Consider the following 23,186-nt stretch of genomic DNA (forward strand, 5'->3'; position numbering starts at 1 on the left):
AGTACGGAGGCGGCACGTCGCGCGTGAACGAAGAAGTACTGCGTCACGACACAGTGGACGATCTTGTCGAGGAGACGGTCACCCACGGCGGAGCCACCGTCCTCACCGGCACCGGCGGCAGCGGCAAGTCGCACACGTTGCGGCAGACGCAGGCGGCGCTGACCACTGCGAAAGTGAACGCGCCGCTCGTCATCGGCAGCGTCGCGGGATCGTCGGTACCACTGGGCGCTTTCGCTGGCGTCGCGGACATCCCCGCGGCAGAGTTGGACTCACCGACCAGCGTCGTGGATGCGTTCGCACGCCGACGCTCGCGGACCGTTCTCCTGGTCGACAACGTGGAGCTGCTGGACGGAGCATCGCTGTATGTCGTGACGCACCTGATATCCACGACACGGATGCCGGCGGTCCTCGCCACGCGCACCCTCCGAACGGCACCGCAGAGTATCGCCGAACTCTACGACAGCGGCTACCTCACAGAGACGGCCCTCCCGGAGCTGTCCGATTCCGAGGCCGGCGCACTGCTCGCGGGCCTGGTGGGAGGGCGACCCACCCCTCGAGCCCAGGCGGAGCTTCTCGCCGCAGCAGGCGGGAATCCGCTGCACCTACGTGAAATCGTCCGGGGTTCGGCGGACGACGGTCGTCTCACCGAGACACCACACGGGTGGGAGCTTCACGGCCCCCCGGCACTGACGCAAAGACTCGACAGCCTCCTCGGCGAGCGCTACGACCGGTTGGCCGAGACCGCGATCGAGTCCGCGACGCTCGTAGCGATGGCCGGAGAGTGCCCCGCCGATTCGGTCGCGTCTGAAGCTCGCGACGCGCTGGCCAATGCGGATGTCGTCGAGGTCGGCGACTGCGGCTGGCTGCGACTGTCGCACCCGCTCGACGGGCCCCACCTCCTCGCACGCTGTTCGTCGGCGCGGCGTCACGAGATAGCGCACCGTGCGATCTCCGTGCTGCGGAGTCCATCGGCGGAAGTTCGCCCTCATGCGCGACGTCAGGCAGACTTTCTGGCGTTGGAGCATGGCTGCGACTTCGAGATCGCCTCCATGATGGCGCTGGCAGAGCACGCCCTCGGGTCTTTCGACGCGAACCTTGCGCTCCGTGCGGCTACGGCGGTGCTGAACCGCGATCCGGAGTCCGTCGTCGCTCGGCGCGTCGCTGGCCTGGCCGCGTCGTTGCTGGACCAGAGCGACACTGCCGATCGGCACTTCCACCATGCTCATCGGCTGGCCCGAACCGATTCAGAACGAACATCGGTCACCCTCGCTCACGCACAGCATCTCGGCATCCGCCACCGCGATGCAACGGAAGCGCTCCAGCTCATTCAACGCACGCTGAGCACCGTGCACGACGAGGCGAGTACGGCCCACCTGCAAGGCGCGAGCCTTCGCTGGGCCGCCGTCGCCGGGCACGCACATGGTGAGGTCCCCACGCGATACGAGAGCGCCGGCCACGAAGGTGCAGCGAGTCTGATCACCGCCGGCGTCTCCGGCGTGATCACCGGTCCCCTGCAAGAAACAGTGGTGCTCCTGCCCCGAATGCGAGAGGTGCCTGCCGAGCACCTGGCGTTGGTTCCGGGCGGCGATTCGCTGATCGACCTCACCGAGATCATGGCGTTGTCGTACAGCGGAGACGTACTGGCCACCCGGCGTCGGTTGACGCAATCGATCGAGTACGCGCGGGAGAGTAGGCCGGAGTCGTTGGGCATATGGAACTACGCGCTCGGGTTCTTGGAGTTCCTCTCGGCGGATGCCGAACGTGCCCACTCGGCGGCACGCGCCGCCGTCTGCGACCTCGCGTGGCGTGACAGCACCGGCCTCCTTCCCGCTGCGCACGCGCTCGCTGCCGCGGCGGCTGTCGCATGCGGTCGAAGCATCGAAGCACACACTGAACTCGACAGCATCCCCGACGCTGCGGCGAACGATCCCAAGGTCGTCATGCTGCGAGCCTGGGCCGATGCGTGGCAGGCCAAAGCGGCGCGTCGCACCGATCAAAGCGCTGATCTGCTGCTCGGAACGGCTGAGTGGCTGATGACTGCGCGGCACACCTACTTCGCAGGGATGCTCGCCCATTGCGTCGCGCGAATGGGCAGAAGACCGCGCGAGGCCGCAGTCCTCCTGAAGTCCACGTCCGACCTGGCAGGCGGTGGGCTCCTGCGCCTTTTCGCAAGCCACGCCGATGCCGTCGCACGTGGCGACCTGCCGCTGTTGGAGCAGATCGCCTCAGACGCGGCAGAACTGGGTCTCTCCGCCACCGCAGCCGACACCCGCCTATGGCTGTCGGACATCAAGGATCGACGGATCCTCTCTGAGACTGCGGCCCGCCGTCATCTCCTCGCCGCCGACGAGATGCGTCTGCGTATCCCGACGATGGCGTTGTGGAACGCGGCATCGGATCGCTCAACACTCTTGACCGAACGAGAACACCGCGTCGTCCGGCTCGCGGCGGACAGATACTCAACGAAGGAGATCGCCGAGCTCAACGAAGTGTCGGTCAACACCGTCACCAACCAACTCGCCTCCGCGTTTCGAAAGCTGGGAGTGGGAGGTCGGTCCGAACTCCGCAACCTCCTCGGCCGATGACGCAGGGTGGTCCCGCCCGCGCGCCGGGGCACCGGCGAGGCGCCGCCCGCCGCTACTCATGCTCGGGCAGAATCGGCGCCGACCACCCGCCGTCGCGTCCGAGTTGCACGGCCCGTCCGACCGCATCGGCGCCGAACCGGTCCCGCACGGCATCCATGACGGTGTCCAGACGTGTTCCGTCCTCACCGTTCAACGACAGTCCGTCCAGCGCAAGCTCGGTCGGCGCCGCATCCGCATGATCGAGCTTCGACAGCGACGCTCCGATGAGCGTCACCCCTCGAGCTGTGATCTCCCGCATCGCGGCATCCAACAGGCCGCGCGCCACCGATCGAACGACTTCCGTCCGGGCCGTCGGCACTCTCAGCGTGCGCGATCGCGAAGCCTTCGCATAGTCCGCGAACCGCAGACGAAGCGTCACCGTCCGGCACACACGATCGCGATCACGCAACCGACGCCCGAGCCGATCGACGATCTCCGTGAGGATGACGTCCAGCTCATCCGCTGTCCGCGGCGATCGGCCCAGCGCACGCTGCGAACCGATCGACCCCCTCCGTTGTGTTGACCTCACCGGACGTGGATCCCGCAGCCGCGAGAGGGCGTGCAGATGCGTGCCCGCTGCGCGTCCGAGCACTCGCTCCGCCGTCGCCGCTTCGAGCTCGGCGAACTCTCCCACGGTGTGGATCCCCAACGCGTGCAGTTTCGCCGCCGTGACCGCCCCCACACCCCACAGTCGCTCCACCGGCAACGGATGTAAGAACGCGGCCTCGTCGTCGGGCTCGACCACCAGCAGACCATCCGGCTTGCTCACGGCACTCGCGACCTTCGCCAAGAACTTCGTCCGCGCGACCCCGACCGACACCGCGAGCCCCACCTCCGCGAGCACACGCGCACGCAACCGCGCCGCGATCTGCTCCGGTGACCCGGCGATCCGGCGCAGACCGCCCACCTCGAGAAACGCCTCATCGATCGACAGCCCCTCGACATAGGGCGTCGTGTCCCGAAAGATCGCGAACACCGCGCGGCTCGCCTCGGAGTACGCCTCCATCCGCGGCGGAACCACCACGGCATCCGGACATGCCTCACGCGCCTGCCGGCCGTTCATCGCTGTGCGGACACCTCGCGCCTTCGCCTCATAGCTCGCCGCGAGCACCACCCCGCCGCCCACGATCACCGGACGCCCCCGCAACGCCGGATGATCGCGCTGCTCCACCGAGGCGTAGAAGGCGTCCAGATCGGCGTGCAACACGGTCGCCTCGCCGCGCATCGTCAACTCACCGTCGCGCGAAGCGCATCCGCCGTCCACCGCGCGAACATGTCCCACGGCGGCACCTCCCCCGCGATCTGCGCGATGTGGTCGAGCAAGACCGGGTCGGCTCGAAACCACTCACCTCCTTCGCGCAGGTCGGCGAACTGCCGGTGGCGCTCCTGCTCCCGCGTGCGCCCGCCCCGCTCGAACGCCATGAGCTCGTGGTGCCAGATCGCAGCCAAGCGATGCCGCGGACGCGACGACGTGCCGATCTTGATCCGCCGGTCCCAGCGCAGGTAGTACACGACCTCCACCCGCGGTCGCTCGACCTCGGCGTCGGGACTGTCGCCGACGATCCATCCGCACACGACGCACTCCCGACGCCCAGACGCCACCGCGACAGTGCCCCCGCCGCAGAGCACGCACGGCGCCGACTCCCACGCATCAGGCACGGTACGCATCCACGAAGAGCGCCCCGCGGATGCCTCGCAACGTCTCGATGAGGCGCGTCACCGTCCGCGCGCCCACCGACCCGACCTGCAGATCATGGGGACCCAGCGGAACGAGCCCACCGGCGCGCAGTCGTACCACTTCCCACCCTGCTTCACGGAGCAACCGGTCCTTGCGCCGATCCGTCTCTTCGCGCGGGCCGACGTGTTCCAATCCGTGACGCCCGGTCGTGTCGTACTCGATCGCCACCCGCAGTTCGGGCAGTACGATATCGGGCCAGACCTCGAGGTGGTCGAAGAACGCGCGCCCGACGCGCACGGCGTTGACGTCGACAGTCAGTCCCCTCAGCTGCGCGGCGAGCGCGGCGCGCAGGCGCCCTTCCGCCGCCGACGTGGAGTCCGGAGCGCACACGCTGCGAAAGGGATCGCCGACGACGAGACCTGACGGCGTCTTGTCGCACAGCCGACGTGATCGCTTCGATGGCGGGCGTGACGCGCGCGACTCGACAACGGATGCCGCAAGCCCGCCGGCACCCCCGACCCTGCGGGGCTGCGCCAGCTCACTGCACTCGGGGCACCATGCCGATCGCCGTCGCACCCCACCGGGCCGACTGCGCTGCTCGGTCGGCGTCGCGACGAACAGGTGCCCCGCCTCGCACTGCCAGAGCAGCAGCACGTCGGCCGCGGGCGGGATCTGCGAGAGGACGATACCGGCGTTGAGGTCGGGATGGTATTGCCGCACGAGCTGCGGATACGACGCCCACGCCTCCCGGTACGCGCCGACGTCATAGGGCACGTCGCGGCCGCGTGAGAACTGCCTCCGCGCCCACCACGCCTGCACCCGCTCCGCCATGCCCACAAGGTAACCGGCACCGCCGACACCGGGGGGTGCCCCTATGTCTTTCGTCAAGCAGATTCGCGCGGAGTTTGCTCGGCAAACCTGCTGATGGCGTTGGCAGTCAGCTCCATCTCTTGCTCTCCGCCGTGCCCTTCGCTCTCGACGATGATGAGTTCGCTGTTCGGCCATGCTTGGTGGAGAGACCAAGGAGTGATCGCTGGGCCGCTGATGTCGTGGCGGCCGTGGATAAGTACGCCTGGGACGTCCGCGAGCTCAGAGATGCGATCGCGGATGCGGTCAGGGCCGGTGAGGAAGCAGTCGTTGGCCCAATAGTGGGTGACGAGAGTGGCGAAGTTCTGGCGTTCTCGATCGTCGTCGAACATCGGCCCGGGTGTCCAGTTCGGGTCGAGAGAGACGTGAGTTGACTCCCATTTCTCCCAGGCGGATGCGGCGTCGGTGCGGATGGCGGGATCACTGTCGCGCAGCAGTCGTGCGTAGGCCTCAACAACCCTTTCGCTATCGCGAGCGGGAGCGCGAAAGCTCGCCCAGGCCTCGGGGAAGATCATGCCGACGCCCTCTGTGATCCAGTCGATCTCTTCGCGGCTGCCGGAGGTCACCGCGGTGAGAACCAGGCTCGTCACTCTGTCGGGGTGCTCCAGCGCGTAGGCCAGCGCCAGCGTGCATCCCCACGAAACTCCGTGGAGCAGCCATCGATCGATGCGCAGGTGCTCGCGCAGGGCCTCAAGATCAGCGATGAGCGTCTGGGTGTTGTTCATGTGGAGAGTGCCCAGGCTTTCGCAGGCCAGAGGAGTGCTCCTGCCGCAACCGCGCTGGTCCAATCCGACGATCCGATAGCTTGCGGGGTCGAACCGGCGACGGTAGCCGCCTCGCCCGAGCCCGCCTCCCGGCCCGCCGTGAAGGTAGAGCGCAGCCTGGCCGCTCGGGTTGCCCGATGACTCCCAATACAGCTGTGACCCATCAGGGCGTGGGAGCCATCCGTGTTCGTAGGGTTCGATCGGATCGTGCACGTACGAATACTAGAAGAGGGGGCCTCGCCGATAATCACGCAGCCACCGCAAGGTTCCGAGGTTGGTAGAAGGTGCCGTCGCGGAGCATGGCGTAGAGGACATCGGAGCGACGGCACCCTCTACCAGTCGCAGAACGCCGCGATCGAGACACGGGACGCCGCGTGAGTGCTACTCGGCAACCCCCGAGGCGCCCCATCGCTGCATGACGTCTCGCAGATGCGCCGGGGTCAGCATGAACATCGGCTCGAGCTCGTCCCAGCCCGGCTCTTTGACCCGACGGCTATAGGCCGCGTGAGCGGCGTCGACCGGATGCGACTCGTCCAGCCCACTCCCGTCCTCACCCGTCAACGCCAGGTGATAGATCCACAGCGACCCATCCGCTTCGCGGTGCTTGAACGTCGCCTCGAACACCGCACGTTCGGCCGGCAGCGTCTCCAAACACTCGTCGTAGCGATCGGTGAGCATCGACATCCACTCGGTCAGCTCGCCTTCCTTGCCCTCGACAACGCGTGAGCGACTGAGCTCCAAGCGCAACCCCGGCGGAACCGTCGCTGGCATCGGGAACCCCTCGAAATCACGAGGAACCGGACGAAACGGGATACGAGCAACAGCATCATCAGCCACGCTCAGCACCCTGCCACACCCGACCTCAAATCCCGCGCCCGGGCTTGACGAAAGACATAGGGGCACCCCCCCGGATCATCGAGGACAGGGGGACCAATCATGCTGAGCCCGGCAGGCTGTCACCGCCCAGCATGCTCGCCGGACGGCTACGAAGAAAGTAACGGGTGGACGCGCATCAAAGCCCCCCGGTCGCTCTTGGGGGGGGGTGCGCGACCGAGGGGCATGACCCACGGACGCGGTAAACGCTTCGATCCGACGCCCCAGAAGTCGGGTCGGGGCCACTCTATGCCGTCGTCGACCCCCGTGCCACCCCATCTGTGCCGATCAGCCTTCTGCGGCGTCGCGTTCTCGTGGTTCCGCTCCCACCGCCGGTTTCCCGCGGGTCCACGAACCGTGGGGTGCACGCAGCATGGCAGCGAGCGCGGCGACCTCGTCCGCGAGTTCACGCACGACCTCGTCTGCGGCATCCGAAGCGGCACGAGACACCCGAGGATCGCGCACAGCATCGTCGTCCGGTGAGGCGTCACCGCGGGCGAGCGCGGCGAGTTCATCGGCGATGCGATGAAGCGTCGGAACGTCTCCCGACACGTCGACGGGCGGTCGTGAGGCCGATGCATCCGTGATCCGATCGGCGACCCGCTCCGCCGTCGTGATCACCGGAATCCATGCCAGCGCCTCGCGCCCTGCGGGGGGTGGTTCCGAGAGCCGACGCTGCGCACCGACCTTCGCATCCGAGAGAGTGCGATAGGTCTCCCGACGGTCGGCCGCGATCGCGTCGTCGTCTGAGCCGCCCGCGGTGTCGCGGGCGTAGCGAGCCAAGAGGACGACCGCCTGCTCGACCGTCGCGGCGATGTGCGCGTGACGTGCACCGGGCCAGACGAGATACCCGGCGACGATCACGATCACCGCACCGAGCATCGTCGTCACGACACGTGCGACCGAGAGCTCGACGACATGCGCATCCGGTTCGACGAGCGTCAACAGCACCATGATCAGGGGTGTCATCACGAATGCCTGCGTCGCATAAGAGCGCGCCGCAGCCCACGGCAGGCACGCGGCGATCGCCATCACGACCACACTGAGCACGACGGGTTCGGCGATCAACAGCCCCAGCCCCACAGCCACCACCGCGCCGGCGACGGTCCCGACGCTCCGCAGCACTCCTCGAGCAAAGACCGATCCGAGGTCGGGCTTCATCACGAGCGCGACGGTCAGCGCGACCCAATACGGATGCGGCAGGGGCACGACGAAATACGCGATATAGGCCAGGCCGGTGCACAGCGCGAGTCGTCCGGCCGACGCCCACAGCGACGGACTCGGTGCACCGACCTTGAGGCGATCGGCGCGCGGAATGCCACGCGCCGCGGGCAGTGGATCCCACACCGCCGCCTCGAGCATCGCCAGGCGCACCAGCGTGCCCGGCGCCGCCTGCGCCGGAGGCGGACGGTGCCCCGCCGCCAGCGCGTCGGCGCACACCGTCAACCGGTCTGCTGTCGCCGCACACAGCGCCGCGTCGGCATCGTGGGCGAAAAGCCGCGCCATGAGCTGGTCGACGGCGCGGGAAATGACCCCCGCCCTCGCATAGTCACTCGTCGGCCCCTGCGCGTTGGCGCGCAGGGTGATCGACAGCTGGTCGTACGCGCTGAGTGCGGCACGGGCGCGCTGCTTGGCTTGCGCAGACGCCTCCTTTCCGGCACCGCGCTCGGCGGCGAGCGATCCGAGCGCCCGCAACGTCGCGACCAACGCGTCCCGCTGGGGGCGCCGCCGGACGACCACCGCTTCGACAGCGAGAAGCGCGCTGTACAGCGCCGCCCCGACGAGGAACCACAGCGCGACGGGCCAGTACGGCTGCGCTGCGGACACCCCGATGGCGATCGCTGCCGTGAGCATCATCTGCATCGTCGCCACCGACAACACGTTCGAGTATCCGCTCACGATGCCGGCCGCCAAGGCGACAAGGGTCATCACTGCAACCGTGACCACGGGCGGCGCCGACGACAGCCAGCCGAGAAGGTAGCCGGTCGCAGCGACGGGCGCACTCACAAGCACCTGGCGGAAGCGCACCGGGTAGGGATTGGACTTCTCGCCGACCGCCAGCAGCAGTGTGCCCATGCTGACCCACATGCCGACTCCCGGTGAGCCGGCGAGCACACCGATCAACAACGGCAGTCCGACGGCGAGCCCGGCACGGATCGACCTGCCGACCGGCCAGCCGACGCGGTTCGTCCCCGCGAGCGACCGCAGCCACAGCGACGGTCGCCACGCGTCCGCCGACGAGGTGCCGGAAATCGCTGACGTCATGCGGGCGGCAGCGCCTGCGCGACGCCTCGCGGATCGAAGGGGCGCGACGTGTAGGCCCGGTCGCGCGGGCGGAAGTCGAGGTCGCGGCTGACCGCGACATTGAACCTCTCCGACACCCACCCGAACGGCAACCACTCGACGTAACGCGCATATGCCTCGGCGACGTCTGCGTCGGCGACCGCCTCATCCGAGCGGGATGGTGACGTCAACCGCGCCGCCGCGCGGCACAGGCTGTCGAACCCGGCGACGTACGGGTCGACGCCGTCCGGATACTCCTGTTCCCGGCACCGTTTCCACTGCGCGGCGAACGCGGCTTCGGACAGCGGCGGCGGCGCGGCCGCGTCGGGGAGGTGCAACATCTCGTCGCTGATCCACCGCCGCGCCGCCGAGAGCGACTCCTCGAGGCGGAAGAGTCCCGGAAGACGAGACACCGGCGTCGACCCCACCGGGAAACCCCACCGCAAGGCGCCGACCATCGTGCTCACCGAGATGAGTGCGTACGGCGCCGAGAATTGCTCGTCACCGCTCTGGAAGTAGTAGGTCGTGCGGGTCTGGCGCAGCACGTCGCCGTAGGCGTTCATATCACTCACGGTGGTCGTCAGGTACCGCTCGACATCGATGGCGGCGCCTCCCGGAAAGTACGGGTACAGCGGCGCGAGAACGGCGCCGTCCCCCTCCGCCGGGCGCGCGAAGTCGGCACACAATGACCGCAATGCTTGGATCCCGCTGAAGACGTTCAACAGAAACGCCACGATCATCGACAGCAGCACCACCGAACTGAGCGCCTGGATCACCGTCAGGTAGTCGATGAGGGGATGCACCGACGAGATGTTCTCGACGCCGACGGTCGAGAACTGGCCGATGCTCATGTACAGCGCCGCCCAGAACCCCTGCGGCGCGCCGGGGTCGACCTTGATCGCACCGGCCCCCATCGCCCCGAAATACACCAGAGCGAACCCGAGGAGCACGCCCAGCAGCCACGTGAAGATCATGGCGACGGTGATCAGCCCGGTGGAGCGCCGCAGTGCGGTCTGGTGCGTCCCCGCAGACAGGCGTCGCGTTCCCACGCGCAAGGTCACCCACGTCCAGCGGGCGACACGGTTCACCACGAGACCGCGCTCGTTGTAGTTGAGCACCGACAGGAACGTGTCGACCATGGTCACGAGAATGATCGCGGCGCCGACGACGATCCAGACGGTGTCCATGGCGCACAGCATAGGAGACCCGCGCGGTGTCCTCCCGTTCGGGGGCGAATCTGTGCCAGCTCACCGCTTCGCCCGCCTGATCCCTCTCTCGCCACCCGCGCTCGTCAATAGGATGAGCGCCATGACGCCTCCGGCCGCCCCCCGTTGCACGTCCGTTCGGTTCATCGGGTACGCCCTTCCGACCGCGCCGAGCACCATGGTCGACATCGGCGATCCGAACGGTTCCGGCTCCCTCGCAGGGACGTATCGCGCCGACGCCGACGCCCACGCCGACGTCAGCGGCCGGGTCGCCGTCATGGCCAATGCCGTCCGCACCGCGCGCGCGCAGCTCCCGGCCGACGAAGAAGGCGTGCTGAACGTCTTCGTGGCTCCCGAGTTCGCCTGGCACAGCCCGCAGGGCCCGTATCTGTTCACTCCGGATGCCGCAGACCCCGCCGACGACGCACTCGCGCAGCTGGCCGCGGCCGTGCCCGCCGACGAGTACCCGAATTGGGTGTTCGTCTTCGGGTCCATGATCACGTCGCAGGTTGCCGATACCAAAGAGATCTTCGATCGCAACTCGACGAAGGTGCGCAACAAGATCGTGCGCGATCTCGGCGAAGCCTACCTCCAGGCGTACGGCAACATCGCCTTCCAGACCCTCGCGATGCTCGACGACTTCATTCAGTGGTGCCACGCGTACCCGATCGTCGAGATTCGCAACCGGGCACTCATCGTCAGCGGGACCGCTCTTGACTCACCGGTGGCGAAACTCGGGACCCACACGGCGACCACAGAGAAATACTTCGACTCGGCGGAAGACTTCCTCCTCTGGGACGTCACCGAACGCCAAGACGTCGTCACCGAGCAGATGACCACCTATCCGCACATCGATCTGTCCGCCGGGGACATGAAGCACTCGGCGACCGACCAGTACGCCATCCTTCGACGCACCGACGGCGATGGCGACCACACCGATATCGCCGTCGAGATCTGTCTCGACCACTCCGACAACCGCATGCGGCGCAACATCGATCACAACCCGTGGCCCGAGGCCGGCGACGGCATCGATCTGCACCTCATCCCCTCCTGCGGCATGAACCTCGACCTCCCGAGCATCGCCGCCCGGGCGGGCGGGTACGCCTTCAACGTCGACGGACAGTACACAGTCGGCGACGCCACCACCGGAGCCGGCGTCGTGAGCCGATCCGAGTGCGTATACGCCAACCACACCGCGGCCTCCGACGGTCGATATCAGGCCCACTCGCAGCTGGCGAAAATCATCGCCCCCGCCGTCGGCGGCGACTGGCGAGCACCTTCGTCGTCCAACGCCGTCCTCAGCCCCCTGCCCGCCGACCTCGTGACCGTCGTTCCCGTTCCTGAGCTGCCCGAGCACGGGGCTCTGTACGCGGGCGGCCCCGGGGAGCTCCACATCTACGGGCTCACCAACCCGCTGCCCCTGCCGAAGGAGTCACGATGACCGCGTACGACCGCATCCGCTTCATCGGCTACCCGATCCCCACCGACCATCAGACCGAGTTCGCCGTCGGCAACGTCGGCAACATGATGGTCGGCACCTACCTCGGCGACGACGACCTGCACACCGACGTCGCCAAGCGCGTCGCGGTGCTCTCGCATGCCGTGACGACGGCGAAGGCGCTCCTGCCTTCCGACGAGGAGCCGGGAAGCGTCTTGAACGTCTTCGTCGCCCCCGAGTTCTTCTGGCACGGCACGCAGGGCCCGTACGTCTTTCAGCCTGACGAAAGGGACCCCGCCGAGGTCATCCTCGAGGCCGTGGATGCCGCGTTCCCCGCCGAAGACTTCGCCGATTGGCTGCTCGTGTGCGGAACCGTCATCTCGACGCAGGTCGCCGACCGCCACGCCCTGTGGGCAGAGCCCAGCATCGATGTGCGCAACGACACCGTGCGGGCCCTCACCGAGCAGTACCGAAAGGCCTCGGGCGCGATCACGTCGCTCGTCTACGACATGCTGCGCGGCTTCGTCGTGCAGTGTCACAGCTACCCCAACGTCGAAGTGCGCAACCGTTCGATCGTCCTCAGCCGCGTTCCCGTCGACGGCGTGCGCGCGACCCTCCAGGCGACCCTCCTCACCACCGAGAAGTACTACGACTCGAATGAGGACTTCTTGCTGTACGACGTCACCGGACGTCGGGACGTCATCACCGAGCAGATGACGGCCTACCCGATCCTCGACCTCACAGGCGGAGACGACAAACGCGACCCACGGGACCCGTACGCGATCTTCCGCCATGTCTACGGCGTCGACGACCACGCCGACATCGGAGTCGAGATCTGCCTCGACCATGCCGACAACCGGCTGCGGCGCAGCATCGCGTCACCGGCGTGGCCGGTAAAGCCAGACGGCCTCCACCTGCACCTGCTCCCCTCGTGCGGAATGCAACTCACCCGCGACGGCATCGCCGCCGGCGTCGGTGGATGGGCGTTCAACTGCGACGGCGAGTACGCGATCGCGGGCGACCATCCGACCGGCACGCCGACTGCTGGATCACCCAATGGCGTGACATCGATCTACACCGATGTCGTGAGCGAAGTCAGTGCGCATTACAGCGGCCACACGCAGCTCGCGCGTGTCACCAGTGCCGCGCAGGGCGGTGATCCCAGGGATCTCGCCTCGAGGTCGGCGAGCTATGAGACGCTCGACGCCGACATCGCGACGGTTCATCCCGTGACCGCGCTCGACGACCTCGGATCGGTGTTCGCGGGCGGGCCGGGGGCTCTGCACATTTACGGCTTGACCTCGCCGCTGCCCTTCTCACGCACCCCTGCCTCCGCGGACTGACCCCGACCCACCGTAGCTTCGGCGGCTGCCTCGGCAGCGGCTTCACGCTCGCCCGCGCGACCGGGGTCATGCACGTCGACGCGATACTCACCGATGCGGATGGTGCGTCGCGACAGGATCGCGGAGAAGAAGAACGCGGCACCGCCGATCGCCGTGCCTATGGCTGAGGCGGTAGAGGCGAACGGTTCGTGGAACGCGTGCGATCCGAGGAAGGACGCCGGGAACGCGAGCGCGGCCGAGACGGCGAAGGCGACGGAGCCGAGCGCGTTGAGCCACATCGACCGCCAAGTGCGGGCCAGCGGGTCCCACAGGTGGGTGCGCTGCGTCGTGGCGACGGCGGCGAGCGCGCTGGAGAGGAGGAACGCCAGGGATCCGAGGGCATCCGGCCGCCATCCGTTCTCCGACCCCGGCACACCCCCGAGTGCCACACCGAGCGCCAACGCGGTGCTCACGTTGAAGAACAACGTGCCGAAGAGCTGCACGGCTGCCGACCACCAGTCGGCACGGTCGGCCAAGTTCGTCGCGTGGGTGGGCGGATGCCTCCCCGACAGATCGAGTTGGATGAACGCCCCGGCCGTGAAGACCACCGCGCCGATGACGTACGTGATGTTGATATGCACGGCACTGAAGCCGCCGAGCAACGACATCACCGCACCGACGACGAACAGCAGCGCGCCGAGGCCGAACGCCCACGACGATCGTCGTAGTCGGCGCACGTACCGCACCGGCGGAGGGGGCGGTGGTTCGTCGGTGAGCGTCGGACCGGTGATGGCCGTCTGCGCGACCGCCCCCACGTTCTCGATCGCGACGGCACCGAGGTGCAGGGCGTCTGCGCTCTGTCGCGCGGCGCGCTTGCCCGCGCGGCGGATCGCCTCTTGTTGGGCTTCGAGTTCGTGTTCGACACCCTCCACCGGGCGGCGATGCCGCCGATCGCGGGATCCGCCGCCCTCCTCCGCCCGCACCACGGGGTCGTCCGGGCTCAGTGCGTGAAGCCGGGCTTGTGACCCTCGGCGGGCATCGGTGCCTCGAGTTGCTCGAGGTAGTTCACCGAGTCGGCGATGTCGGCGAGAAGCTTCTCGGCCAGGTCCATGCTCAGCCCGTTGCGCACGACGATGCGCTGCACGGTGAGGTGCGCCAGGTCGGCAGGCATGGGATAGGCGGGCACGATCCACCCCTTCATCCGCAGACGATCGGCGAGGTCGTACAGCGTCCACTTCGCCGACTTCTCGTCCTTCAGATACCACGCGAAGACCGGGATGTCGGTGCCGTCGTTCCACAGTTCGAACGGTCCGAGCTCTCTGATTCCCTTCGAGAGGTAGACCGCGACATCCTGGCTCGCCTGCTGCATCGCCGTGTAGCCGGCGATGCCGAGACGCAGGAACAGGTAGTACTGCAAGAGGATCTGCGCACCGGGGCGAGAGAAGTTCAGGGCGAACGTCGGCATGTCGCCGCCGAGATAGCTGACCCAGAAGATCAGGTCCTCGGGCAACCACTTCTTGTCGCGCCACACGACCCAGCCCACACCGGGGTAGACGCCGCCGTACTTGTGACCCGACGTCGAAATCGAGTGCACACGTTCGAGACGGAAGTCCCATTCGAGATCCGGTTGCAGGAAGGGAGCGATCATGGCGCCCGAGGCGCCGTCGACGTGGATCGGGACGTCGAGCCCGGTCTTCTCCTGGATCGCATCCAGCGCCGCGGCGATCTCTTTCACCGGCTCATACATCCCGGTATAGGTGACGCCGAGGATCGCGACGACGCCGATGGTGTTCTCGTCGACGTACTTCTCGAGGTCGTGCCCGTCGAGGACCTTGTGCTCCTCCGAGATGGGCACGAGGCGCATCTCGACGTCCCAGTAGTTGCAGAACTTCTCCCAGCACACCTGCACGGCGCTGGACATGACGAGGTTGGGCTTGGAGGCATCCTTCCCCTCCGCCTTGCGCTTGTGCTGCCACAGCCGCTTGAGTGCAAGGCCTCCGAGCATGCACGCTTCACTCGATCCCGTCGTCGACGTTCCGAGCGCGTCCTGCACATCGGGCGCGCGCCACAGATCCGCCAGGATTCGCCAACAACGGTCCTCGACCTCGGCGGTCGACGGATACTCGTCCTTGTCGATCATGTTCTTGTCGAACGACTCGGCGTAGAGCTTGTCGGCGTACTCGTCCATCCACGTCGAGACGAACGTGGCGAGGTTCAGGCGGGCGTTGCCGTCGAGTTGCGCTTCGTCGTGGACGATCTGGTAGGCGGTCTCGGGGAGGAGTTCCTCCGCGCCCATGCGGTACCGCGATGCCGCGGTGTGGCGCGTGGAGCGATCGAAGATGGGGGTGAGTTCGCTGTCGGTCATACTCTCTCCTGCGTGTGTGGCGCTCAGTCCTGCGTGAGCGTATCGCCCTGGTCGAAATAGGTCCACGGCTGCGAAGGCCGCGATTTGAGGTACGGCGCCTGCCACGCCCACAGCGGGTGCTGCCGCACGAACTCCTCGGCGTCGAACGCGACTCCGTCGGCACGCCCGACACGACCCCACATGTTCATCGCTTCGACGTCGGATGCCGCGGCGACCTTTCCGTCGACAGAGCCAGCCGGCATGAACGGCACGTTCCACACGGCAGTCGGGTCGCTCGCGTAGTGCATGGGGTCGACGTCGTAGTGTGAGCAGATGCCGCGCGAGGATGGGTTGTCGTACCCCAGGTACGGGTCGTAGGTGTCGGCGAGCATGCGCTTGCCGATCTCGACATCGATGCGCCCGTCGTAGATGTCGAGCAATTGCATCCACCGCTGCCGGCGCGCACCGGTCTGTTGACGCGGATCGTTGAACCCGGTGTCGACGGCCTCGAGGTTGCGGATCCGCGGGTCGAATGCCGCGTTGCACCCGAAGAAGGCGCCGTCGGTGAGCTTATCGAGCTTCTGGTAGATCAGGCCTTCTTCGTAGCGGGCGATCTCGTTCGTCTTGGTATCGCCGAGCAACCACGTGTTCGCATAGCCGCCGTTCTCACCCTCGTGCATGAGGCCGACCCATTCGTCGATCGACGTCGCGTACTGACATGCGCGGCGCGCGCGCACGTACTCAGGCGTCTTGTCGGGCGCGTAGCCGCGGAAGTTCGCGATGGTCGTCTCGGTAACGGCGAGACCGGCGGACGTGATCCAGTAATCGGTCATGCTGCCGAGGTACCCCGGCACGGTCTGCATCACGAGGCGGTGGCCCTCGACCGGGGTGATGTCCATCATCACGTTGAAATACTGCCCGGCCCAGAACTCGTCGAACGACTCGTGGCCGATGACGATCCGTCCGTCCGCAGTGGCAGAACCGGTCGCGACGAAACCCGAGCAGTGTGATCCGCGCGGCCCCTGGTTCTGATCCTTCGCGTACTGATCGGCGACGGTCGGCCACCAGTAGTCGGTGAGCTCCATCCAAGCGTTCCAGCCGATGAGGTCGTCGAGTCCGACGCTCACGCCGGCGGCGGTGAGTCCCGCCGCGATGCCCTCGAGTTCGGCGGTCAACTCCTCACCGATCTTGTCCTTGTGCATTCGAACCGCGGCCTCGGTGAAGAAGTCGAACGTCACACCGAACTGCTCATAGGTCATGAACCGATAGGCGGCGAGCGCCTCCGCGAACTCATCGGCGACGTGGTAACCGTGCTGGAACCCACGCGCGAACGGCTCGCCGCCGATACGCAGGTAGATCCAGCCGTTGACCTCTTCGCGGGATGCCGCATCCACCCACCCGCGCTGTTCGTCGGTCAGCGCGGAAGCGTTCGTCTCGCCCATACTCACTCCTGGGGATCGGGGCGCTCGGTCACTGTCGCGCCGTTGTCGAAGTAGGTCCACGGCTGCGAGGGCCGCGAGTGCAGGTAGCCGGCCTGCCAGTTGAACTGCGGATGCTGACGCAGGTGTTCGTGGGCGTCGAACGCGATGCCATCGGCACGCCCGAATCGGCCCCACATACTCATCTTCGCGATGTCGTCCGCCGTCGCGAGCTTGCCGTCGACCGAACCGAACGGCACATACGGCTCGTCGTGTCCGGCGAAGTGATAGAGCGGATCCGCGTCGTAGTGCGAGCAGATCGTTCGCATCGAGGGGTTGTTGTAACCGAGGTACGGGTCGAAGGTGTCGCCGAGAAACGCCTGTCCGCGTTGCGCGTCGATCTCACCGTGGTATCCGTCGAGCAGCTGCACCCACCGCACCCGGCGTGCGCCGGTGGGCCACCGGATGTCGTTGTATCCGTATCCGCCGCTTTCCAGATGCATGATCCGGGGGTCGGCGGGGGCGTTGTCGCCGTAGAACGATCCGTCGGTCGTCCGCTCCAGGTTCTGATACACCAACCCCTCGTCATAGCGCGCGATCTCACCGGTGTTGATGTCACCCACGAGCCACGAATTGGCGTACCCCCCGTTGTTGTCCTGGTTGAGCATCGCCACCCACTCGTCGATCGACGTCGCGTACTGCGTCGCCTTCCGCGAACGCACGTACTCGGGCACGCGGGTCTCGTCATAGCCGCGGAACGCGCCGATCGTCGTCTCGGTGACGACGAGCCCGGCAGAGCTGATCCAGAAGTCGGTGAAACTGCCCACGTAGCCGGGGATCGACTGCATCACCATGCGGTGTCCGTCGCTCGGCGTCAGATCGAGGATGACGTTGAAGAACGCGCCCGCCCAGAACTCGTCGAACGAGGTGTGACCGACGACGATCTTGCCGTCTGTGGTGGCCGATCCGGTGGCGATGAACGCCGAGCAATGGCTGTGGCGCGGTTGCTTGGGGCCGGCCTTCGCGTACTGATCGGCGACGGTCGGGTACCAGTACCCGGTGATCTCCATCCACGCGTTCCACCCGATGACGTCGTCGAGTGTGGCCGGCACGCCCGCGGCGGTGAGACCGGCGGCGATGCCCTCCATCTCGGCGGTGATTTCGTCGCCGAGTTTCGACTTGTGCAGGCGTACCGCGTTCTCCTGGAAGAACTCGTACGTGAGGCCGTACTCCTGGAACGTCATCGCCGAGTACACCCGGCGCGCCTCGTTCCACTCATCCGCGATGTGGAAGCCGTGCTGGAATCCCCGCGCGAACGGCTCGCCGCCGACGCGCAGGTAGATCCAGCCGTTGACCTCTTCACGAGAGGATGTGGCGATCCACTTCTCCTGCTCTGCGGTCAGAGACACTTCCGTCACTCCTTCGTCGTGCCGTTGTCGAAGTAGACGTAGGGCTGGCTCGGACGCGAGGCGACGTACCCCTTCTGCCATGCCCACTGCGGGTGCTGGCGGAAGTGCTCGTCGGCGTCGAACGCGACGCCGTCGGCGCGACCCATGCGACCCCAGAAGCTCACCTTCGCGACGTCCGCGGCGCTGGCGACCTTGCCATCGACTGACCCGAACGGCTGGTAGGGCGGCACGCCCTCACCGTTCAGCGATGGCTCGGCGTCGATGTGCGAGCAGATCGTGCGACTGTTCGGGTTGTTGTAGCCCAGGTAGGGGTCGTACGTGTCGGCGATCATCGTCTTGCCGACTTCGACGTCGATCTCACCCTTGTGCTGGTTGAGCAGCTGCTCCCAGCGGACGCGGCGCGCGCCGGATGCCGAACGGATGTCGTTGAACCCGATCGGACGGCACTCGAGGTGCTGCAACGGCGGATAGAACGGCACGTTGTTGCCGTAGAAGTACCCGTCCGTCGTGGTCTGGGTGTCGGTATAGATCAGCCCCTCCTCGTAGCGGGCGATCTCGTTGCTCTTGATGTCGCCGATGAGCCAGGTGTTGGCGTATCCGCCGTTGTCGTCCTTGCGGACCGTCGTGATCCACTCATCGATGGTCGAGGCGTACTGGCACGCGTTGCGGGCGCGGACGTACTCGGGGACCTTCTCTTCGTCGTAACCGTTGAACCCGGCGATGGTGGTTTCGGTGACGATCAGGCCCGAATCCATGACGTAGTAGTCCGACATGCTCGCGATCCAGCCCGGACCGGTCTGCATCACGATGCGGTGACCGCTCTCCGGTGTGATGTCCAGAACGACGTTCTCGAACGCTCCCTGCCAGAAGTCGGTCCAACTCGTGTGGCCCAACACGATCTTGCCGTCGGCGGTGTACGAGCCGGTGGCGACGAATGCCGAACAGTGGGTGCCGCGTGCCTGCTGGGGGCCCTGCTTGGCGAACTTCTCGTGGTTGGCGGGCCACCAGTAGTCGGTGATCTCCATCCACGCGTTGATTCCGATGATGTCGTCGATCGTGGCAGGTTGCCCGGCGGCCGTCAGGCCTGCGGCGATGCCTTCCATCTCGCGCGTGAGCTCGTCACCGAGCTTGTCCTTGTGCATCGCGACGGCATGCTCGACGAAGAAGTCGTACTCCATGCCGAAGTCCTGGTACGTCATGTACTTGTAGACGCGCAGCATGGGGGCCCACTGGTCGGCGATGAGGTAGCCGTACTGGAACCCGCGCGCGAACGGCGCGCCGGAGATGCGGACGTAGATCCAACCCGCGATGTCTTCGCGGCTGGCCTGGGCGATCCAGGCCTCCTGTTCGGCGGTCAGTGCCATCGTGATCTCCTGTTCGTGGATGGAGGGTGTGTCAGTCTGAGGACGCGCTGCGCGCGCACCGTTGCGGCGTCAGGACTCCTTGTCCGTCTCTTCCGCCGCCCGGGCAGCGGCATCCGCCGCCTTCGCTGCATCCTCCGCGCGCCCCGCGGCCGCGGTCGCCGTCGCGGCAGCCTTCTCTGCTGCCTCGACGTCTGCCATCGTGATGGTGCGCGCGTGAGCACCGGTGAGCGCACGCCGCAACGGGGTGTTGCCGGCGGCGATGTGGGCCTTGATGAGCTTCACGTCCTTGTCACGCGAACGGTGCTTGAAGACGTAGAAGATCAGTCCGGCGGCGACCAGCACCACGCCGAGGACGTTCTGCCACCACTGGTACTGGAACAGGTTCGACAGCGCGCCGAGGATCGCGAGCACCGGGATCGTGACACCGAGCGGCAACTTCATCCCTGCGCCCGGCCACTTCTTGCGAGCCATCTGGAACGCCGTGAGCGCCACGATGACCATGGCCGCCACGGTGGCGACATTGCTGAGCACGACGATCGTCTCGAACGCGCCCGACACCATGAGGATCACCGTGATGACGCCCGTGATCCCGACGCTGACGACCGGACGGCCCTTGCTCGTGAGCTTGCCGAGGAAGGCCGGGATGTCGCGGTTGGCCGCCATGGCGACGAAGAGATCGGCTGAGGCGAGCACGTTCGCGTTGGCACCCGAGAGCGTCGAGACGCACGCAGCGATCGCGACGAGGATGCCGAGGAACGCCCCGATGCCGAACGGTTCGCCGAGTGCCTCCGCAGCGCTGGCGAGGCCCGCGCTCCCGAAGTCTTTGACGTCGCTCATCACGAGGGCGACGGCGACGAGGATGTACACGATCGCGACGATGCCGAGCGACAGCATGACAGCCAACGGGACCGTCTTCTGCGGGTTCTTGATCTCGCTGGCCATGTTCGTCACGACATTGAACCCGGTGTAGGCCGTGAAGAGGATCGCGGCCGCGTAGAGCATCGATCCGGGGGCCGCCATCGTTCCCTGCGCCTCAACGAGACGCTCGGGCGAGAACGCCAGCAAACCGAACACGATCATGATGAGCAGGACGAGAACCTTGAACCCGACCATCCAGGTCTCGGCCTTGCCCACGATGTCGGCGGGCCCGAAGTTGAGGAGCACGAGCAGAACGGCCGCACCCAGTGCCCACCACAACGCCGTCGACTTCATGTCGGCGGGGAAGAAGTACATCAGGTAGCTGCCGAACGACACCAGCACGAAGGCGATCGCCGCGACGCCCATGATGTAGAAGGCCCACATCGCGATGAAGCGCCACACGGGGCTGAGGTAGGTCGCGATCGGTGCATAGCCGGTCTGCCCCGGCTCGGCCCGCGCGGCAACCGCCGCGAAACACAGCGCCGAGAACAGCATCACGATGCCCGACAGGATGTAGCCGACGATGGCGCCCGAACCGGCGTCGTCGACGACCGTTCCCGACAGGGCGAAGACGCCGCCACCGATCATCGTGCCGACGGCGAAGGCGAGTGCGGCGATCAGGCCGATCTTCTTGGTGGGCGTAGCCGCGGTCTTCGCGGTGGTCATGCCTTGTCAGCCTTTCCGTCGTCGGTCGCGGGCTTCGTCTCACCTTCCGCCTCAGCCGCGGCTTCCTGAGCGAGCTCACTCTCGGCCTTCGCTGCGGCGGCCTCGGCCTGCGCCGCGGCTGCATCCGCCTCGGCTGCCTTCGCGGCGGCCTGCGCCGCGGCTTCCGCGCGCGTAGTCGGTGCGGGATCCGTCGGCTCGCTGTCCGTCGCGGACGCCGACGGAGCGGCTGTCGTCGCGGGTGCTGCTGCGGTCGGTGCAGTCGTCGCAGGACTCTCGGTAGCGGCCATGGGTTCCGCTGCCGGGGTGGGCGCCTCGTGCACGGGGGCGGACGGCTGGATGGCCTGGGCCTCGGCGAGGGTCGCTGTCGGCGGGATCTGGCGGCGGATCGGCAGCCCCATTCCCGCTTGACCGTCCGAGATGACGGCTGTCGGCACGGCTGACGGCGAGTGCGTCGGCTTGTCCTGACCTTCGATCTCCCAGGTGAACGGGGCGGTGTCGTTGGAGGGGTCGACCCACTTGGGCTTGCGGCGCGAGTAGATCCAGAACGACAGGAGGTAGCAGATGACCAGCAGCGCGGCGATCGTGCCGCTGTAGACCAGCGGGCTCCCCACGTCGATCTGCGTCGGGGGAAGCACGGCGAGGACGTATCCGAACGCGGACATCAAGAATCCGACGCCGCCGATGATCCACGCTCCGGCGTTACCGCCGGGAACCCGGTAGGTGCGCGGCCGGTTCGGCTGGGTGTAGCGCAGGCGGATGAACGCGGCGAACATGAGCAGGTACACCGTGAGGTAGAGCATGTTCACGGTCGCGCTCATCATGACGAAGAAGGCCTGGATGCTGGGGAACAGCGCGACGATGAAAGAGACGACCGTCACGACGATCGCCTGGCCGTACATGATGCGCGACGGCATGCCCTTCGAGTTGAGGTGCTGGAAGTACACCGGCAGGAATCCGCCGCGACCGGCGGCGACGAGCATCGATGAGGGGCCCGCGAGCCATGTCACCACGCCCGTGATCCCGGCGATGATCGTGAGCCACGCCACGACGGTGAACAGCCACGGCATCCCGATCGACGCCCCGAGATCCTGGAAGACCGTGTACAGGCTGTAGATGACGTTGATGTCCTTCTGCGGCACGACGATGGCGACGATGACCGCAGAGACGACGAACAGCACGACTGTGCCGAGGCCACCGATGAGGATCGCGAGCGGGTACTGACGACCGGGGTTCTTGAGTTCCTTCACGTGCGCGGCGTTCATCTCCATGCCGGCGTACGCGAGGAAGATGCCCGCCGCGAGCGCGAGAGTGGAGAATCCGGACCACTCCGGAATCAGGCCCGACCACTCGAGTTCGATCGCCGGGGTGTTGCCCTGCGCGAGCCACACGATCGCGAGGACGAACATGATGCCCAGCGGCACGAACATGCCGAAGACGACGCCCCACTTCGCGATCGCGGCGAAGACCTTCACACCACGCGAGGCGAGGAACGTTGCGAGCCAGAAGTACACGAGGATGTACAGCAACACCGCAACGAGCGGCGTGTGCTCAGCCCAGGACAGCGCCGAGGTGTAGTCCGGCCAGAGGAATCCCAGCACGACGGCGCCGCTGGCGAGGCCTCCGGGTTGCAACAGCGTGAGCTCGAGGAACAGCAGGAAAATCGCGACGAATCCCCAGCGCTTGCCGAACGCCTCACCCACCCAACGGAAGATGCCGCCGCGCTCGGGCCACCCTGTCGCGAGCTCGGCCGCGATGAGTGAGATGGGCGCGAGGAACAGCACCGCCGCGATGATGTAGTACGTCACCGATGCGAGCCCGTACTCGGCCTGTTGCGGTGCGCCCGCGATGCCGGCCACGGCAGCGATGTTGAGCATCGCGAAGCCGAAAATCGTCAGGGTGCCCTTGTTCGACGCGATCGCCTTCGCCGCACCGGGGTGGTGACGCGGATCCGTGTGATGCGGAGTGGGCTGAGTGGGTGCGCCTACGGGTGCCTGCGTGCTCATGAGGGGCTCC

17 protein-coding genes are annotated in these 23,186 nt (G+C 67.0%); 3 read left to right on the top strand and 14 right to left on the bottom strand.

Annotated features, from left to right (window positions below; genetic code table 11):
• Positions 1–23 precede the first annotated feature (23 nt).
• Positions 24–2,585 (top strand): LuxR C-terminal-related transcriptional regulator, encoded by a 2,562-nt coding sequence (locus ACFQZV_RS13125; RefSeq protein WP_378752419.1) that lies wholly within the window; start codon positions 24–26, stop codon positions 2,583–2,585.
• A gap of 52 nt (positions 2,586–2,637) precedes the next feature.
• Here ACFQZV_RS13125 and dinB read toward each other — a convergent pair whose 3' ends face one another.
• The 7 genes from dinB to ACFQZV_RS13160 all read right to left on the bottom strand — a co-directional run bounded on the left by dinB (position 2,638) and on the right by ACFQZV_RS13160 (position 10,276).
• The gene (dinB, locus tag ACFQZV_RS13130; protein ID WP_378752448.1) at positions 2,638–3,849 is read right to left on the bottom strand and encodes a DNA polymerase IV; all 1,212 of its coding nucleotides are present in this window, start codon (positions 3,847–3,849) and stop codon (positions 2,638–2,640) included.
• Between the two features lie 2 nt (positions 3,850–3,851).
• The gene (locus ACFQZV_RS13135; RefSeq protein WP_378783346.1) at positions 3,852–4,283 is read right to left on the bottom strand and encodes a GIY-YIG nuclease family protein; all 432 of its coding nucleotides are present in this window, start codon (positions 4,281–4,283) and stop codon (positions 3,852–3,854) included.
• A complete protein-coding gene (locus tag ACFQZV_RS13140; RefSeq protein WP_378752415.1) occupies positions 4,276–5,133 on the bottom strand; it encodes a zinc-ribbon domain-containing protein in 858 nt (285 codons plus the stop codon). Before ACFQZV_RS13140 ends, ACFQZV_RS13135 begins: the two co-directional genes overlap by 8 nt.
• A gap of 53 nt (positions 5,134–5,186) precedes the next feature.
• On the bottom strand, positions 5,187–6,146 hold the full coding sequence (gene pip / locus ACFQZV_RS13145) for a prolyl aminopeptidase (RefSeq protein ID WP_378752413.1): 960 nt from the start codon (positions 6,144–6,146) through the stop codon (positions 5,187–5,189).
• Between the two features lie 168 nt (positions 6,147–6,314).
• Positions 6,315–6,704: a DUF6176 family protein gene (locus ACFQZV_RS13150; protein WP_378752411.1), complete on the bottom strand. Its 390-nt coding sequence runs from the start codon at positions 6,702–6,704 to the stop codon at positions 6,315–6,317.
• 390 nt (positions 6,705–7,094) lie between these two features.
• The gene (locus ACFQZV_RS13155; protein ID WP_378752409.1) at positions 7,095–9,071 is read right to left on the bottom strand and encodes an FUSC family protein; all 1,977 of its coding nucleotides are present in this window, start codon (positions 9,069–9,071) and stop codon (positions 7,095–7,097) included.
• Complete coding sequence (locus tag ACFQZV_RS13160) at positions 9,068–10,276, bottom strand: hypothetical protein (protein WP_378752407.1); 1,209 nt, start codon at positions 10,274–10,276, stop codon at positions 9,068–9,070. Before ACFQZV_RS13160 ends, ACFQZV_RS13155 begins: the two co-directional genes overlap by 4 nt.
• 121 nt (positions 10,277–10,397) lie before the next feature.
• On the opposite strand from ACFQZV_RS13160, the gene ACFQZV_RS13165 reads away from it, so the two are divergent.
• Positions 10,398–11,735: a hypothetical protein gene (locus ACFQZV_RS13165; RefSeq protein WP_378752405.1), complete on the top strand. Its 1,338-nt coding sequence runs from the start codon at positions 10,398–10,400 to the stop codon at positions 11,733–11,735.
• Positions 11,732–13,075 (top strand): hypothetical protein, encoded by a 1,344-nt coding sequence (locus tag ACFQZV_RS13170; protein ID WP_378752403.1) that lies wholly within the window; start codon positions 11,732–11,734, stop codon positions 13,073–13,075. Before ACFQZV_RS13165 ends, ACFQZV_RS13170 begins: the two co-directional genes overlap by 4 nt.
• On the opposite strand, the gene ACFQZV_RS13175 is transcribed toward ACFQZV_RS13170, so the two are convergent.
• From ACFQZV_RS13175 to ACFQZV_RS13205, 7 genes are all read right to left on the bottom strand, one after another.
• Entirely contained in the window at positions 13,021–13,986 is a 966-nt protein-coding gene (locus ACFQZV_RS13175) for a hypothetical protein (RefSeq protein ID WP_378752401.1), read from the bottom strand. The two genes, ACFQZV_RS13170 and ACFQZV_RS13175, sit on opposite strands and share 55 nt — an antisense overlap.
• Positions 13,987–14,054: 68 nt before the next feature.
• The gene (locus ACFQZV_RS13180; RefSeq protein ID WP_378752398.1) at positions 14,055–15,419 is read right to left on the bottom strand and encodes a glutamate decarboxylase; all 1,365 of its coding nucleotides are present in this window, start codon (positions 15,417–15,419) and stop codon (positions 14,055–14,057) included.
• A gap of 23 nt (positions 15,420–15,442) precedes the next feature.
• Positions 15,443–16,840 (bottom strand): C45 family autoproteolytic acyltransferase/hydolase, encoded by a 1,398-nt coding sequence (locus ACFQZV_RS13185; protein WP_378752396.1) that lies wholly within the window; start codon positions 16,838–16,840, stop codon positions 15,443–15,445.
• A 2-nt stretch (positions 16,841–16,842) separates the two neighbouring features.
• On the bottom strand, positions 16,843–18,225 hold the full coding sequence (locus ACFQZV_RS13190) for a C45 family autoproteolytic acyltransferase/hydolase (protein WP_378752394.1): 1,383 nt from the start codon (positions 18,223–18,225) through the stop codon (positions 16,843–16,845).
• A gap of 5 nt (positions 18,226–18,230) precedes the next feature.
• Entirely contained in the window at positions 18,231–19,589 is a 1,359-nt protein-coding gene (locus ACFQZV_RS13195) for a C45 family autoproteolytic acyltransferase/hydolase (RefSeq protein WP_378752392.1), read from the bottom strand.
• 69 nt (positions 19,590–19,658) lie between these two features.
• Positions 19,659–21,173, bottom strand: coding sequence for an APC family permease (locus ACFQZV_RS13200; RefSeq protein ID WP_378752390.1), 1,515 nt, complete (start codon positions 21,171–21,173; stop codon positions 19,659–19,661).
• Positions 21,170–23,176 (bottom strand): amino acid permease, encoded by a 2,007-nt coding sequence (locus ACFQZV_RS13205; RefSeq protein WP_378752388.1) that lies wholly within the window; start codon positions 23,174–23,176, stop codon positions 21,170–21,172. The genes ACFQZV_RS13200 and ACFQZV_RS13205 overlap by 4 nt, the downstream gene beginning before the upstream one ends.
• Between the last annotated feature and the right edge of the window lie 10 nt (positions 23,177–23,186).

It is taken from the genome of Microbacterium koreense, from assembly GCF_042677105.1.
Classification (GTDB): Bacteria; Actinomycetota; Actinomycetes; order Actinomycetales; family Microbacteriaceae; genus Microbacterium; species Microbacterium koreense.

Bases quoted from the DNA above. Each gene is read 5' to 3' on its own strand.
- dinB (WP_378752448.1), bottom strand. From the start codon at position 3,849: ATGCGCGGCGAGGCGACCGTGTTGCACGCCGATCTGGACGCCTTCTAC.
- ACFQZV_RS13140 (WP_378752415.1), bottom strand. From the start codon at position 5,133: ATGGCGGAGCGGGTGCAGGCGTGGTGGGCGCGGAGGCAGTTCTCACGC.
- ACFQZV_RS13150 (WP_378752411.1), bottom strand. From the start codon at position 6,704: ATGCCAGCGACGGTTCCGCCGGGGTTGCGCTTGGAGCTCAGTCGCTCA.
- ACFQZV_RS13155 (WP_378752409.1), bottom strand. From the start codon at position 9,071: ATGACGTCAGCGATTTCCGGCACCTCGTCGGCGGACGCGTGGCGACCG.
- ACFQZV_RS13160 (WP_378752407.1), bottom strand. From the start codon at position 10,276: ATGGACACCGTCTGGATCGTCGTCGGCGCCGCGATCATTCTCGTGACC.
- ACFQZV_RS13165 (WP_378752405.1), top strand. From the start codon at position 10,398: ATGACGCCTCCGGCCGCCCCCCGTTGCACGTCCGTTCGGTTCATCGGG.
- ACFQZV_RS13170 (WP_378752403.1), top strand. From the start codon at position 11,732: ATGACCGCGTACGACCGCATCCGCTTCATCGGCTACCCGATCCCCACC.
- ACFQZV_RS13180 (WP_378752398.1), bottom strand. From the start codon at position 15,419: ATGACCGACAGCGAACTCACCCCCATCTTCGATCGCTCCACGCGCCAC.
- ACFQZV_RS13185 (WP_378752396.1), bottom strand. From the start codon at position 16,840: ATGGGCGAGACGAACGCTTCCGCGCTGACCGACGAACAGCGCGGGTGG.
- ACFQZV_RS13195 (WP_378752392.1), bottom strand. From the start codon at position 19,589: ATGGCACTGACCGCCGAACAGGAGGCCTGGATCGCCCAGGCCAGCCGC.
- ACFQZV_RS13200 (WP_378752390.1), bottom strand. From the start codon at position 21,173: ATGACCACCGCGAAGACCGCGGCTACGCCCACCAAGAAGATCGGCCTG.
- ACFQZV_RS13205 (WP_378752388.1), bottom strand. From the start codon at position 23,176: ATGAGCACGCAGGCACCCGTAGGCGCACCCACTCAGCCCACTCCGCAT.